This is a genomic window from Halorubrum laminariae, from assembly GCF_024494655.1.
Classification (GTDB): Archaea; Halobacteriota; Halobacteria; order Halobacteriales; family Haloferacaceae; genus Halorubrum; species Halorubrum laminariae.
On record NZ_JANHDL010000004.1, the window covers coordinates 14930 to 28469 of the forward strand.

Genomic DNA, 13540 nt, shown 5'->3' on the forward strand with positions numbered 1-13540 from the left:
CTGCTAGGACTCACTATACTCGATTTCGAGACCGTCGTCTGTCCACTCGAAGTCGTGAATTGACGCATCGCTGGGGATGTCAGCGGCCTCGAGGAGCGATTCTATCGGGAGAGTAGTGGTTGTCATGGGTTGGGCGTGTTAATCGAAGTGGTAGCCGACCTGGGCGCTTCCGTCGTCGTTCTGTTCGATGTCCTCCGTACAGATACAGCTCCCACCGAGTTTCTCGATGAGGTCTGCGAACTCGTGGACTGACGAAACGTTGAAATCGGCTCCCGTCGGGTAAGGGAGGTCGTGGCGGTGGGAAGTGACGACCGTTAGTAGGTCGAATTCGTCGTTCATCTCGATCAGGGTTCCGATGGTCCGGTTCATCGGTGCGCCCTGTAAGTCGAGATCGCGGTGGATCTCGCTGGACTCGTCAACTGCCTCGGTGAATTCGTCGATGTCGGTGTATACTCCGTTGTGCATGGGTCTAGGGGGAACAGGATTCGATCTGGGTGCGGTCGTGTCGCTGCTTGATTTCGCTTGGGGATTCGTAGGTCTGTGCGATCGCGGTGATGATCGGTCGAATCACGTCTGTGTTCAGCCGTCGGTCTGTGCCTTCTAACGAGTAATCGCTGTCACTCGCTTGTCCGTCTTCAGGGGGGAGCGTCCACTCATCGACAGTCCACGCGAGCCACTCGCCGCCTTGGGGGTCTCGGATGTAGACACAGCCGTCGTCGACGACCGTCGCGAACAGCGGGAGTTCGTCCCGGTGATCAACGTCGCTCTCGTACCACTCGACGAGCTGGCGAATGAACGCCAGAACCTCGTTGGGGTCGGCGGTCTCGGTCAGGTCCTGCTCGACCTCTCCGTCATCGACGACGTGGACTGCCCGGTCTTCGGCGATGTGCGTATGCCGAGAATTCACCGAACGGTGTGGCGGGGTATCTCGGGCAGTCACGCTACTGCGTCCATGGTTGCCGGGTCGATTTTCCCCTGCCGCCAGTCCTGATACAGTCCAGTGATCGGAACGCTCCACTGGCCGCTTCGGGCATCTTGCGGGTGGTTCACCGTGGGGTCGGCGAGGACGAGCCGATCGACGGCTATGTCGATGGATTCGATCTGGTGGGCCTTTCCGTTCGCGAGGTAGACATCCCCGCTTTTCAGCCCCATCTCATCGATCAACGCTTGCGTGTAGTTGATCGGGTTGATGGCACTATGGATATCTTCGTCATACCAGTGGGTGAATCCCTCCTCTGGTGATTTTACCTTCTCCATCTCAACCCCATCGGTGGACAAAAACACCGGCGCTGCGGTCTCTGTAGTCGATCAGGTGGGTGCGATGAAGCAGCTGTGAATGCTACAGTGAAGGCGTCTTTGGTGTTAATGAGTCCGCTTCGAATTCCTCAGGTAGCCGTAGAACACCGTCTTGATCCTCAATTAGTGGGAGTGTGGTTTCGTCTGAATACTCATCAGACGCTACGTATTCCCGCACCTGATCGCTATAACGGCTATATATTTTATCAGAGATTGCTTCTCCAATTCCATTTACTCCTTGTAGCCGTTTTTTATCCGCAAGTATGATCGATTCAAATGAATCAAACTCAACACCTAGCTTCCTTCTAATACTCCGAGTTACCGGCAGTTGCGCCTTCGATTTGTCGATGATGGTCTTTAATTGACGGATATTAACGTCATCGACCACCTCCTTTTTGCCGTCATCGAGTGTGAAATACTTATGTGAGTAATTATTGTCGCCCTCTCCGGTTCTTAGCCTTACTGATTCAAAATCTTGAGCGACGTTCTGTAGCCAATCGGGAATCTTGTAGGTGTCAACCACGTTGTCGCGGTTGGGTAACTGTTCAGTTGATGTCGCTGTTCTATATTTAATAAGAACCAGAAAATGTTGTCTGAATGTGTTATGGATGCTCGCCAGATCTCCCGAGGTGAACCTGTCGATGGTCTCGTCTGAATAAGTATCTACTAGCTCGATTTCACAGTGGCCTGCACTATCTGGCTTTTTTGCCCGGAGTTCCTCTACGACCTCTTCTGCTTTTTTTGATTTCATATATGAACAGCACACCCTTCTAATGTATAAAACCACACTGCCCCTGTTAGAGTTGCTTGTGTCTGTTTCTCGGTATTCGTCGGGCGTGTTGTTGGCTGGCTGAAATTCTCAGCGGTTCAGGCGGGTGACTCGGTGCGAGTGAAGGAATCCTGTGACCGGGCCTGACTCTTTGCATCACCGGGGTCCATCTGTGTCACGCGGCCATCGACGATGACCCGGTCTGTGTAGATGAGAACCTCCTCTCCGCTATCTGTGACCCACGTTTCATCCGGACTGTCGTACTTCACGTGGGAGAGCTCCCAGCTATCCAGAGTCTCTTCGTCGGGGAGGTCGCTCACGTACGCATACCGGCTGTGATCCTCGGGATACTCGACGGCGTCTGCCGCGTTCGCGAGGGCCTTCTTCGCTCCATGCGGGAACGGTCTGTACGGCGAGTAGATCGTCTTGAATTCGTCTCGCTCAGGCGGGCTGTCGTCTAGGTTGTTGGCGTGTGTCATTTGTCGGTAGGGTCCGGGCTTAGTTTCGATTTGATTTCGGCGGAGTTCATCGATTCGAGCTCTTCGAGCGTGTACTCACAGGTGGGGTCGGCGTCGAGGAAGAGCTTGTAGGTGTTCCGGACCGTCACTTCGCTCGCTAGTCCGGATTCGTCGACGGTGTTCTGTGTCATCTGCGTTCCGAGGGTGATGCTGGCCGCATAGAGGGCGACAGCAGCGAGCGCACTCGGCTTCCGACCGGAGATGTGGTTCGTCTCCGAGAGATGGTTGGTCAGTCGCTTCGCTTCTGTGACGACTCGCTCTGAGGCATCCAGTTCGTTCGCGAATCGCGGGATGTAGACCTCGGGCGTCGTCGGCTTGATGGGGAGCTTCAGTTTCTTGTCGATCGCGGACTGGGCTCGTCTGATGGCTGCCCGTTCGACTCGTGAAACGTGAGCGAACTCGTCGAAGGTCCGGGGGATGCCCTCTAACTGCGCGGCTAAGTAAGTCGCACCCGTTGCGACGGCTTCGATGGATCGTCCGAGCAGGACTTTCTGCTCGGAGGCTTGCCGAAAGATGACTGCGCCCGTTTGTGCGATGTTAGTCGGTAGCCCCAGTGCAGAGGTCATCCGCTGGATCTCGGTGAAGCCCTTCTTGTTGTTGCGATCGCGGACGTCCTGCGTTCGGAATCGCTCGTCCCATTTCCGGAGTCGAGACATCCGCCTCCGCTTTCGCGTGGAGATCCGATTCCCGTTTGCGTCTCTGTCCTGCCAGCTGATCTGAGTCGAGAGGCCCTTATCGTGTAAGGCCTCGGAGACCGGTGCTCCGACTCGGCTGTTGTCCGTTTCGTGATCGAAATTCCGCCAGTCGGGGCCGTGGTCGATTCGGTTTTCCTCGACGACCATCCCACAGTCAGCACAGTGACGCTCCCCGGCGGCCTCGTCAGTGATGATTGTGCCCTCGCAGTCAGGGCAGGTGGTTTCGTCTTGGCGACTGCTTGCCGGCTCTTGGCGTGTTTCTTCGGGTGAAATGGCCGACGTGGTCGCGGCTTCTTGCGATGCGGTTACTACGGATGTTCGGTGAGTCATTAGTGGGTGATTGGAGTGATCTGTCTGGGATCTACGGTGGTGCTTCTAAGGAAACCCCTTCGCACAACTCCGGGGGACAAAAACAAGGAATCATATCTATTCTATCAGGAAGTTCCCCCGCTGTCGTCATTTGATATTCCGCCCGTTTCGGCCCCATCTATCTCCTATAAACAAGGTTTATATTGAGGGGCATCAGAGTATAATTCGCAATGTCTGACCTAATCGTCAAAGCGGCCGTAAAGGAAGCCCTGGATGACAGCAACGTGGCGGCGGACTTCTACGACGCACTCGATGCGGAAGTCGAGGAACTGATCTCCGACGCCGCGGCCCGAGCTGAGGCGAACGATCGGAAGACGGTCCAGCCGCGCGACCTGTAGATACCGGTCTACTACCCTCTTGTAGTTGCGGTTTCGGCGCTAGTATGGTGGTGAGTTGAGTCCAGCTCTGCTGTTTGAGGGCTCGGTGTACTTCGCGATCAGTTCGGCATCAGTGACCGTTCCGTCTTGGCCGATGGTCGTCTTGATGAAAAAGCCCTTGAGTAGAGTGCCGTCGCTATCACCCTCGATCTCCTCGTTGTCGTCGTCGTACCATCGCTGGCACGCAGTCACGATCGGGGCAGGCGGCGGTTGAAGATGGGAGACTGCCGGCGTGCGAATCGACCTGCTCGTGAGGGGGTCGATTAGCGTGTCTGTATCCGGAATGTGAAGATTCCAGTAAAGCGTCGTCTCGTCTTCTGGCCACTCTTCACAGAGGGCGGCCATGTCTGCGATAATTTCGTGTGTGGCTCGCTTGGTGTCTAACGGAGCAGTTGTCCGGTGGTGGATGGGGGCGATATTGACCCACCTGATGTTGACTCCGTCACTCGTCGCGTTCCTGAACGCTTCGAGGACAACTTCCTCTTCGACTGCGATTGTATATTCTGTTTTTGCGGGGTTCATACGTTTCCTATCCACGCTAAGCGGGGCGCAGGTCTTCGACTCGCACTGTACCTATCTGACTGGTTCTGTTCTTGGTGACTCACTAACAGGTATGTCACAGTATTATAGTTTCGCTCAAGTAGGGTCTTGGAATCTACTTCCAAGTATTTGTTGTTTCTATGAAAAGTCTTGGCCGACCGGTGACTATTGCTGGTTGGTCGGTTTGCGCTGTGGGAGACGGGGTTTGATCAGGCCGAACGTGTAGCGCCCGATGATGATGATGCTCACGAACATCGAGATGATGACGACTGTGGGGTCCTCGCCGCTCGCGATGAGGCCAACCGACGGGACGATGACGTACGTCCCCAAGATGATTCGGTGGGCGACGTCGTCCGCCCGCATCATGTAGTTCATCGAGTACGCAACGGTCCCCGCGACGGTCCCGGCGATCAGAATGCCGATTGCGAGAGTGAGAAGCGTTGTGAGTGGTGTCATGGGTGTGTTCTGCGTGGCTGTGGGTTTGAACTTATGGGTGTGCCCGCGTCGGGCCGTCTGCCGGAGATTCCGTGTTCGAGCGAACGAACTTCCGGAATCGTGAATGCGCCACGACTGGCGAGCAGTGTTCCGGCGTCGGGATAGACTCGGTGGTCTTCCGGCCGGTCTCCCCCACCTGCTCGATCCGTGTCACGCGAAAGTCCGTGCTTTTCGACGGCCCGGCGATCTCGATGAACACGTTTGTCTCTTCGTCTGAGGGCGTCTCTTTGCGGTAGCGGACGTGGAACTCGGTTCCATACCGAACGCCCGGTGACCGATCAAGGACCCACCCAGCCGGTGTTTCGAGCAGCTGCGCGTCGAACGCTGGGTGAGCCACGCCGCCGGGACTGTGCTGTCGCATCCAGCGGACGGCCTTGTCTCGAAGGTCGCTGGCCGAGGTGGTCGATTGGACCTTACCGTCAAATCCGTCCGGCACCATCGCGGCGTCTGCGCCTGAGACCCGGCTGTCGAACACCTTCAGAAACGAGTAGTCGCTGGGGTTGTGGTGGAGTTCGACTCGGCGTTCCGGCGTCGTCGTGCTTCGCCAGACCTCACGCGACAGCCTGGCGTGTGGATCGTACTCCCAGCCGTTGATCGCCATCGGAGCGCCCGGACAGAAGTCCCACGATGGGTCGAACGGTGACTCCGACTCCGGGTGGTACTCGACCGCGGCTGGCTCCCACGCAAGATACGGGTCGTCCGTGTCTTCGTGAGACTTCTCGAAGTAGAACTGCTTGAGGTGTGCGCTGCCCTGCGTGTGCCACCGCCCTTGGAGTATCCGGATGAGCTCGCTGGTCTCAGCGGTCTTCGTCGTCCACTCGTATCGCTCTGGGCGGTGAAGCACGATATCGAACTCTTTGTCACCGGCATGTCTCGCCCAAATCGCGTAGTCCCACTCCCACCCCGAGGGGTGTTCAGCAGGGCCGTCGCCGCTCGTCGCGTGGAGCACACGGTCGGCGTCGTACAGTGGCTCCAGTTGGGTCCACTCTGGTTGGGCTTTGAACCACGGCTCCTCGGTGGTGGCTTCTCCAAAGCTCGCGAGCCCGACTTGGTTCTCGAAGAGTGTGTCCAGCGTGATGCTGTTCGCGAAGTCCTCGTGAGCATCGATCGCGACCGTCTGTCGGGTCACCGGAGGGTTCTCGCCCGGCACGTTCCGTGGGTCGTCGATGCCGGCTTTCAGTTGGTCGATGGCCGCCTGTTTCGAGTCGGCCTCCCAATACTGGGCGTCGAGAAAGCGGGCTCGAACGATCGCCCAGCAGTCGTCTGCGAACGGCGGCCGGATCGAAATCGGCCACGTCGTGGTCATCGGCCCGTTGGGCGGCGTCGGCCCATCAGCTCGCGGGCCTGATCGAAGATTGCTTCTCGCTTTCCACGCCGGGACTCGCCAGTCGCCGTTACGGCGAGCGTGTACGGCTTCTCGTCGGCGTTGGGCAATCGGACCACGCGGATGGTCCCGCCGGCTGGGTGGCTCCATAGCGCCGTCTCTCGGCGTGGCGTGTCGGCTCCGCCGCCGACGAGGTGGGCGTCGAGGTTCCAGTCGTTCGGCGGTGTGCCGTTGATCGGGTCGAACCGTTCGCCGTCTTTCGGGTAGGGTCCCCCGCGGCCGTACTCGGTCTCTGTGGCTGGCATGGTCGCTACTCGTCGTCCTCGCGAAGGCCCCACGGATCCTCGTGAACACGCAGGTCGTACTCACTCAGGTCCTCCCGGAGGAATTCGCTCGGGTAGTACGTGTACCGTTCGTCGTCGAGGATCCACACCACGAGGCCGTGGTCGTACACTTCCAAGACGTATCTGACATCGGCGACCGTCCCGCCGTTGCGCGTGTTTCGGCGTTCGATAACGTCGCCGACGTTCACCGCGACCTCGGTCTCGTCGTCCGACTCGGTGTGCGGCTTCCGCTCTGGCGTCCCCGGCTTGGGGATGGTCGTCTGGTCGTATGCTTCTCGCAGATTTTCGGGGTTAATGGCTTCTGTCATGGATTTCACTTCGCCGTCTGCGCCGTGGCTGGTTCGTTCTTGTTGAAGGACTGTTCGTCGTGGAGATGGACGTTGATCAGCTCCTCGAGCGAGCGAAGCGCGACCGCTTCGAGAATCGAGTCCGCGTACTCTGCGTCGCGGTACTGTCGGTACGTTTCGAACTCGTCGCCACACAACGTGTGGATGGCTCGGATGTCCCGCAACAGTTCGAGGGCGTCGCGCTCGCCGTCGTCCATCACCACCAGCGATTCGTGCTGGTGGGCGATCTCGTGGGCGGCCCCTACTCGCGAGATGTCATCGTCCTCCTCCAAGTAGGCGGTCGCCTCGTCCAAGATTTCTCTGAGGTACTTTGGTATGTTTCCCATCCTTCACCTCATTCGGGGGCTACAAACACTCACAGGGGCAATTACGCGAAATCCAGGTCGGCGTCGGAAGTGTCGAAACCGTCGAGCGGTTCTTGGCTGTCGCTCGCGGTCGTGGGTCGTTCGTGTTCTTCGTCGAGTGTCTGTGCCGCGTCGATCAACTCCTCCTTTGTTGGATCTGTGATAGCTGGGACGTGACTGCGTCCTCTCTCCAGCGTTGCCTCCCGGTAGTCCCAGATATAGAGGTCGAACGTCTCGGCCGCTTCGTGTTCGGTGTAGGTCTCTTTGTCCACCACTTCGATATCGAGTGGATTCCCGCTATCGGCGATGATCCCGCTGAGTAGAGCGTCCGACAGACTGTGCTTGTCGTAGATGACGGCGTCTGCGATCGCATGGAGGTAGGCCTCGACAAGCTGTTCCGCAGATGGCGTCCCCGAGCCGACGAGGTAAAACCGGTTGATCTGCGTGTGTGGTGTGAACTGATCGGCGTGGTATCCTTCGTGGCGAACGTTGAGTGTGAACGTAGTTTCTGGGGAGTCGTCTGTCATGGGGTTCTGGTGTTTTGGGCCGTCTGTGTGGTGTATTCGGTCGTACGTGGCTGTGTCTGTCTTCACGGTGTCTTCACGAGAATGTCGACTGACGGTCGACTCCCGCAGCGTCCGGCTTCGGCGTTTCCGGCGCGAGCTCTGGGATACTTGACTCGGCGAGTGCGCTCGCCACCTGGTCATCGTCGATCAGGTCGCTCGTGAGTAGGCTCAGTTCGCCGGCCAACTGGACCAACGGACACGAGTCCGCTGTCAGATTCTCCGTGCCTTTCGCCGAGAGGTACGATGTCGACTCCGTGGTTGCGAGTCCCGCTGTGTCGTGGGGGAGCGTCACCGAGTTGATCAGCCCGTTGTGGTTGCGGACGATTCGAACGAGGTCGGCGCTGACGTGAGGCGCGTGGATGTTCAGATTGACACCGCCTTTGAGGACGTCCTCGATCGTCGTGAGGATCTCCTTGAACTGCTCGTAGCTCTGTGTTCGCGAGGAGAGCCCACGGACGGCGAAGTCGGTCGGATTGTTGATCGACCGGAGTCCGCTCGTGTGGTCAGTCTCGTACAGGAGATGCTTGATACAGGCTCCCGTCAGCTCGTACGGCGCAACAACCGGTACAAGCAGTGTCGGTTCCGTTCGGAAATCGTAGTTCGAGTAGAGCCGAACCGCGTCCGCGATCGCGTCCCTCGCCGTCCCGGAGTAACTCGCCGGAAGCACCTCGTCGACGTGGGCGTCGTCGGCCGTCTCGAAGAGTTCCATCGGGAAGTTGCTTCCCGGTGGTCGGTTGTCGACGAGTCGGAGTGTCTGTGTCCGGCGGCGCGTTCGTTCGACTGCCTTCGGCTGTTCACACGCTTGCTTGAGCGTGACTGACCGGTGGGGCCAATAGTCGCCCGCCAAGTCCGACACGTAGCGAGAGTCATCGAGCTTGGGCACGAAGACGTTGATATCGGAGCGCGACGCGATACGAGTCCGGTCGTCGTCGTCTGCGATATGTTGTGAAAGGCCGTTCATGGTGGATGTGTCGTTGAGCGGTGGCTCACCGGATCTCGGATTCGTCGATCGTGGCCGCCCAGAAGCCGGGGTTGACCGCGTATTCGGTTTCGACGCCGAATTTCTGCGGGAGCGCCGTGATCTCGAGTGTCGAACCGATGTGGCTGGTGACGAGCCAGGTGAGCTCGTCGGCGACCTTCGCATCGAGATAGACCGAGCCGCGTTCGACGGTGAAAAACTCTCTTGGGAGGCCCCAGAACAGCCCCGTCTCGGGGTCGATCTGACTTTCGAACAACGCGGGCTCGAGGATGCCTTCCACGCGGCCCTCAGTTCGGACTCGCGTTCTCACGCCGACTTCTTCGTTCTCTTTTGTCTCCATCTCACCTCCCCTTGGAGGCTATAAACCCCCTCAAGCGGAGCCGAGAGCCGCGTTGGCTCTACCGCCGAACGTCTCCTGATCGAGGTGGTCAGTCAGCTTGTCGCGAAAGTCCACAAGGAGGTCGGTGTCGATGTCGTCGGCGTCACTCGTCGCGAGCAGTTCGTCGAGAGAATTATAGCGCGACTCGAGCAACTCCCACTCGAAGTCAGGATTTGCGTCGAGGATGTTGTTTTCGAGCCGCTTGTGGTACTTCTCGAACTGGTCCCAACGGACGCGAACGTCCTCGTCGCTCGTCATCGTCGGCGAGAGCATCCGGGCGATGTCTACCAACTCGGCCGACATCAACTGTGCCGAGGTGCTGGCGCTGTCGGTCCCCTGTGCGGTCCCCACATAGATGGGGATTCGCGAGGTGCCGGCGATCCGGCCTGACGAAGCGTGGTGTTGTGGTGTCGAGAAGTCCACCGACTGGAGCAGCGCCGGGTCCTCTCGCAGGGCCTGAATGAGCACTCTCGAAGAGCCCACACCGAAAGCGTGGACGTACGGTGCGTATCCTGCGACTTCGCGGAAGGACTTGATACAGGCCACTTGCTCAGTCGGCGTGAGATTCTTCATCCCACCGAGCGCGAAATGTCCCCGTTTGGCCTGTCGGGGGTAGTTCTCAGCAAGATACGCGAAGTGGAGGGCGTGATTCGGCTGTAGAGGCACGATCACGGTCGCCGGGAAGGTGGTCTCATCGACGTGATCGAGAAACGCCGCAACCTTCTCGGCGGTCTCTTCGATTGCCGTTCGCATCTCGACGTTGGGCGTGTTCACCGTGTCGTTCGGGATGATATAGTCAGGTCGGCGCTCGTAGGCGGCGTCGACGAGCTCGTTGATCTTCGCTCCGGACAGCGACGGTTCACTGGCTGGCTCGGTTGTCGCGGTGGCCTCTCCGGTGAAATCACCGAGCGTGGCGTTGACGGGGGTGTCTGTGTTCGATTCCGCCTCCTGGAACCCGGAGTCGATAATGTACTTTGAGGAGCTGCGGCGGACGGTCGGGATCGACTCATCGACCGGCTGGAGTCGACACGGCCAGTAGAGCCGGCCGTTCCCGCCTGAAAGGTAGATATCGACGACGGCGCTCCGGTTCGCCAGAATCCGCTGTTTCACGTCTTCTTGCATGGCTCAAATCTTCCTCTCTACTTCCCTTCGGAGGCTAGAAACGCTCTTAGGCGGCCTGTTCGGTCGCGCCAGCGTGCGTCTGCTGGTTCCGCTCGTGGTCTTCGATCAGCGTCTCGATGTCGGTTTTCAGACTCCATGTTAAGCACTCGGACATCGTGTCATATCCAGTGGCGAACTTTCGTGGCCACTGGAAGTCGTGGAGGATCGACTTGACCTCGTCGGGGAATTTCGGCGTCGAAATCCCCACGGTGATGGTGCCGTCGTTGTCGATCTCGAGACTGGCAGATCCGTGGTCACAATCGATGTGCGCGAGGCGTTCACAGAGAGCTTCGAGTGCCGCCTGCTTCCGCCGGATTGCCGCTCGCTGTTCGCTGTACTCGTCGTGGAGTGTTTGGGCGTCCTCGAAGTACAGGTCGGTGCTGCTTGCTGGGGTGTTATCGGAATTCATGGTTGTGTCGTGGTTCACTCTGTGAGTTCTACGCCGCCGGGGGGAGACGAACATCCACGACGAAGCCGTACGCCGTCGTGTCGCCGCGAACGAGCGTATCGAACTGCGCGTCGAGCCACTCGTCGAAGTCGACGTCGAGCGGAATGTCGAGATCGCCTCGCGAGGCGACCCACTCGCCGACGTTGTCGGTCCACCAGCACGCAAGCGTTTCGTCGTCCAGTGTTTGGAGTTCTTGGAGGTATTCGTCGAGGTCCTCGTCCGAAAATCGATTCGGGAGCTCTAGTTCGAGTTTCCAGCGACCGAGGTCACGTTGGATTCGCCGTCGCTGGGCCGTCGTGAAGCCGTCTGTCGGCACTTTCTCTTTGGACATCTTCTCTACTCACTCCCGGAAGATACAAACCATCAACTAAACGATGTGTGTGAATTGCGCTACAGAGGCGGGTTGTAGTCGGTCATCCGATTGATTCGACACACAAATATGGGGCAACCTTCTAGAACCAGTCGTCAGGGGCACGGGGGCGGGTGTTCCCCCTCCCGTCCTCAAAACAACGTTGCCTGCGTTTCCTGTGTCGCCGTAAACGCCGCCGGATCGGGCGCGTACAGGTGTTGGCTCGTCAGGATCACCGGCCCGTCGATGGACCGTTTCAGTGTTGCTTCCGTCGAGCCGCCGTTCCCGTACGTCTGGTCGCGCCGAATCGCTTTGAGGTACTTCGATTCGATCTCATCGAGCGGCCGCCGGCTGAGTACGTCTCGGTGGGTGTTCGTCACGAACGCGGCGATGGCGGTCTGCTGGCTGTCGGTGAGTTCGGACCAACCGTAGTTCGGCTCCGTGAACACGGCGTTCGTGGCCCCCGCCTGTCGCCACGACTTCGTTTGCGCTGGGTAGTCCCAGAGTTCGATCGCGGTCCCATCGGCGAAGATGGTCGCATACGCTGCGCTGTGGAGGTGGATGGTTTCCGCACAGGGCACACAGACGATGGCGTTGAGCCCGACGAGTCTCGCATCGACTGGCGCACAGCCACAGAACGGGCACGTGGGGCTGGTGTGGAGGAGCTGCTTGAACGAGTCGTTCATGCCGAGGCGTGTTCGCTTGCGAGTTCTCGCTCGAAGATGTCGGTCGTTGACTCGAAGAGGGCGTCCCACTCCGGGGGCGTCTCGAGAATCCGGTTCAGTTGGGCTTGGAGCTGTGCCGCCGTCTGGACGGGATCGGTGAAGGGGACGTACTCGTACGTCCAGACACTCGTGTCGTCGGTCGAAAGCCACGTGGAGTGCTCGCCGCTGGCGAGGGCGTCATCCTCGCTGGCGACGACTGGAACGCCGTCGACGGCCTCGGCGGTCTCGTACCGCTGAATGCGATCTTCGTAGAAGCGCCGTGCGCCGAAATCGAGAAAGACGATACCGGTCGGCGAGAGCGAACACACGCGACCCGTTCCACCGGCCGCCAGCTCGAAGAGATCGTGGTGGCCTTCGAACCACGGAACCGGCTCTTCGAACAGCGGGACGAGTGCGGGTTCGACGCGGTAGCCGTCGTGTTCGACGCCCTCCGTCAGCGCCGTGACCGACACGTCGAGTGGATCGATGGTGCCCACTCCGTCGCCGATCAGCGTGACGACCTCGCCGTCGACCTCGGTGATGAAGACGTTATCGCGGCCATGTTCAGTTGCGAGACGGTCGTGTCGGGTTTCGATCAGGGGAGCGTGCTCGTGATCTTCAGCGTCAATATACGTCATCTTCCACTCCCAAACGGGATTTACAAACCTTCTACTGGCCGTATCGTTGTGTCAGTTGACAGCAACACCCAAACAGATATAACACTAGGCTGTGGAGGTTGAAGTGTAAGCCATGGGATACGGAGAGTACGACGAAGACGAGTACGCACGGTTCGAAGAGATGGCCTCGTTCGAAACTGATGAGGAGCCCATTGCCGGCCAACACAATGGACAGCTTCGCACGGAAGGCGGAGAGGACACGACCGCGCTGATCGAGAGGTTGGACGAGATGCGGTGACCGGTGCTGGAGTTGTTCGTTCTCTGTGGGTAGTCCCTTAATCTGAAACGGCCGAGTTGCCCGTAACCGCATTACCAGCGAGCTGCTTCTCTAACGATTTTAACTTGCGGACTGATTCTTTAAACTCGTCAGTGTGGCAGTTCCCGAATGTGGATTTTCGGAGGGCGCGGTGCTTGGATTCGAGAGCAAGGAATTCGCGCAGGGTTGAGTCGTGTAATGCTCTCGAGAGCAACTCTTCGACAGTGCTGATCAGATCGGGTTGTTTGACTGGCTTTTCGAGGTAGGCGTCACACGGAATTTTGAAAATGTCAGTGTCGGCAGAGTTGGCGGAGACGATCGCGACTGCCGGATTGTACTCGCTTTCTCGGATCGCGACGGCTGTCTCGGTTCCTGAGAGGCCAGGCATGTTCCGATCAAGCAATACGACATCGGTGCTGTGGTCTAAGGTTTCTAGACCTGACATCCCACACTCAGCAGTTTCTACCGAGTATGTGGGCTTCAGAAGGAGCTTTTGTAGTTCGCGGAGATCGTCATTGTCGTCAATAATAAGGACCTTCTGAACTCGATCTACCGACTCTGTCATGTCTGAACCAAATTGTACATTATAATAACTGTTGTCTT

The 13540-nt window shown here is 58.6% G+C and carries 24 protein-coding genes; 2 read left to right on the forward strand and 22 right to left on the reverse strand.

The window, feature by feature from the left end; genetic code table 11:
* Nucleotides 1-3: 3 nt before the first annotated feature.
* The 7 genes from NO887_RS08455 to NO887_RS08485 all read right to left on the reverse strand — a co-directional run bounded on the left by NO887_RS08455 (nt 4) and on the right by NO887_RS08485 (nt 3608).
* Nucleotides 4-126, reverse strand: coding sequence for a hypothetical protein (locus tag NO887_RS08455; protein ID WP_256418027.1), 123 nt, complete (start codon nt 124-126; stop codon nt 4-6).
* Nucleotides 127-138: 12 nt separating this feature from the next.
* Nucleotides 139-465 (reverse strand): hypothetical protein, encoded by a 327-nt coding sequence (locus NO887_RS08460; RefSeq protein ID WP_256397099.1) that lies wholly within the window; start codon nt 463-465, stop codon nt 139-141.
* A 4-nt stretch (nt 466-469) separates the two neighbouring features.
* A complete protein-coding gene (locus tag NO887_RS08465; protein WP_256397098.1) occupies nt 470-940 on the reverse strand; it encodes a hypothetical protein in 471 nt (156 codons plus the stop codon).
* Entirely contained in the window at nt 937-1257 is a 321-nt protein-coding gene (locus NO887_RS08470; RefSeq protein ID WP_256397097.1) for a hypothetical protein, read from the reverse strand. The genes NO887_RS08465 and NO887_RS08470 overlap by 4 nt, the downstream gene beginning before the upstream one ends.
* A gap of 82 nt (nt 1258-1339) precedes the next feature.
* Entirely contained in the window at nt 1340-2047 is a 708-nt protein-coding gene (locus tag NO887_RS08475; RefSeq protein WP_256418028.1) for a hypothetical protein, read from the reverse strand.
* Nucleotides 2048-2163: 116 nt separating this feature from the next.
* A complete protein-coding gene (locus NO887_RS08480) occupies nt 2164-2544 on the reverse strand; it encodes a hypothetical protein (protein ID WP_256397095.1) in 381 nt (126 codons plus the stop codon).
* Entirely contained in the window at nt 2541-3608 is a 1068-nt protein-coding gene (locus tag NO887_RS08485; protein WP_256397094.1) for a transcription initiation factor IIB, read from the reverse strand. Before NO887_RS08485 ends, NO887_RS08480 begins: the two co-directional genes overlap by 4 nt.
* A gap of 209 nt (nt 3609-3817) precedes the next feature.
* Between NO887_RS08485 and NO887_RS08490 the strand changes: the two genes are divergently transcribed.
* Entirely contained in the window at nt 3818-3985 is a 168-nt protein-coding gene (locus NO887_RS08490; protein ID WP_256397093.1) for a DUF1931 domain-containing protein, read from the forward strand.
* 39 nt (nt 3986-4024) lie between these two features.
* Here NO887_RS08490 and NO887_RS08495 read toward each other — a convergent pair whose 3' ends face one another.
* The 14 genes from NO887_RS08495 to NO887_RS08560 form a co-directional block, all read right to left on the reverse strand.
* Nucleotides 4025-4546, reverse strand: coding sequence for a hypothetical protein (locus NO887_RS08495; RefSeq protein ID WP_256418029.1), 522 nt, complete (start codon nt 4544-4546; stop codon nt 4025-4027).
* A 183-nt stretch (nt 4547-4729) separates the two neighbouring features.
* Nucleotides 4730-5020: a hypothetical protein gene (locus NO887_RS08500; protein ID WP_256397091.1), complete on the reverse strand. Its 291-nt coding sequence runs from the start codon at nt 5018-5020 to the stop codon at nt 4730-4732.
* A 31-nt stretch (nt 5021-5051) separates the two neighbouring features.
* The gene (locus NO887_RS08505) at nt 5052-6365 is read right to left on the reverse strand and encodes a hypothetical protein (protein ID WP_256397090.1); all 1314 of its coding nucleotides are present in this window, start codon (nt 6363-6365) and stop codon (nt 5052-5054) included.
* Nucleotides 6362-6688 (reverse strand): hypothetical protein, encoded by a 327-nt coding sequence (locus tag NO887_RS08510; RefSeq protein ID WP_256397089.1) that lies wholly within the window; start codon nt 6686-6688, stop codon nt 6362-6364. Before NO887_RS08510 ends, NO887_RS08505 begins: the two co-directional genes overlap by 4 nt.
* A 5-nt stretch (nt 6689-6693) precedes the next feature.
* Nucleotides 6694-7035, reverse strand: a complete 342-nt coding sequence (locus tag NO887_RS08515; RefSeq protein WP_256397088.1) for a hypothetical protein — start codon at nt 7033-7035, stop codon at nt 6694-6696.
* 5 nt (nt 7036-7040) lie between these two features.
* Nucleotides 7041-7400 carry a hypothetical protein gene (locus tag NO887_RS08520; protein ID WP_256397087.1) on the reverse strand — a complete coding sequence of 120 codons (360 nt, stop codon included), beginning with the start codon at nt 7398-7400 and terminating at the stop codon, nt 7041-7043.
* Nucleotides 7401-7441: 41 nt separating this feature from the next.
* Nucleotides 7442-8011: a hypothetical protein gene (locus tag NO887_RS08525; protein ID WP_256418030.1), complete on the reverse strand. Its 570-nt coding sequence runs from the start codon at nt 8009-8011 to the stop codon at nt 7442-7444.
* A 7-nt stretch (nt 8012-8018) separates the two neighbouring features.
* Nucleotides 8019-8945, reverse strand: a complete 927-nt coding sequence (locus NO887_RS08530) for a hypothetical protein (protein WP_256397085.1) — start codon at nt 8943-8945, stop codon at nt 8019-8021.
* A 25-nt stretch (nt 8946-8970) separates the two neighbouring features.
* Complete coding sequence (locus NO887_RS08535; RefSeq protein WP_256397084.1) at nt 8971-9303, reverse strand: hypothetical protein; 333 nt, start codon at nt 9301-9303, stop codon at nt 8971-8973.
* A gap of 30 nt (nt 9304-9333) precedes the next feature.
* Nucleotides 9334-10464: a hypothetical protein gene (locus tag NO887_RS08540; RefSeq protein ID WP_256397083.1), complete on the reverse strand. Its 1131-nt coding sequence runs from the start codon at nt 10462-10464 to the stop codon at nt 9334-9336.
* A 46-nt stretch (nt 10465-10510) separates the two neighbouring features.
* A complete protein-coding gene (locus tag NO887_RS08545; protein WP_256397082.1) occupies nt 10511-10912 on the reverse strand; it encodes a hypothetical protein in 402 nt (133 codons plus the stop codon).
* Nucleotides 10913-10940: 28 nt separating this feature from the next.
* Nucleotides 10941-11282: a hypothetical protein gene (locus tag NO887_RS08550; RefSeq protein ID WP_256397081.1), complete on the reverse strand. Its 342-nt coding sequence runs from the start codon at nt 11280-11282 to the stop codon at nt 10941-10943.
* A gap of 170 nt (nt 11283-11452) precedes the next feature.
* Nucleotides 11453-11986: a Lar family restriction alleviation protein gene (locus NO887_RS08555; protein ID WP_256397080.1), complete on the reverse strand. Its 534-nt coding sequence runs from the start codon at nt 11984-11986 to the stop codon at nt 11453-11455.
* Nucleotides 11983-12642 carry a hypothetical protein gene (locus tag NO887_RS08560; RefSeq protein WP_256418031.1) on the reverse strand — a complete coding sequence of 220 codons (660 nt, stop codon included), beginning with the start codon at nt 12640-12642 and terminating at the stop codon, nt 11983-11985. The genes NO887_RS08555 and NO887_RS08560 overlap by 4 nt, the downstream gene beginning before the upstream one ends.
* 112 nt (nt 12643-12754) lie before the next feature.
* On the opposite strand from NO887_RS08560, the gene NO887_RS08565 reads away from it, so the two are divergent.
* Nucleotides 12755-12919 carry a DUF5786 family protein gene (locus NO887_RS08565; protein ID WP_256397078.1) on the forward strand — a complete coding sequence of 55 codons (165 nt, stop codon included), beginning with the start codon at nt 12755-12757 and terminating at the stop codon, nt 12917-12919.
* Nucleotides 12920-12956: 37 nt separating this feature from the next.
* Here NO887_RS08565 and NO887_RS08570 read toward each other — a convergent pair whose 3' ends face one another.
* Nucleotides 12957-13502, reverse strand: a complete 546-nt coding sequence (locus tag NO887_RS08570; RefSeq protein ID WP_256418032.1) for a response regulator — start codon at nt 13500-13502, stop codon at nt 12957-12959.
* Between the last annotated feature and the right edge of the window lie 38 nt (nt 13503-13540).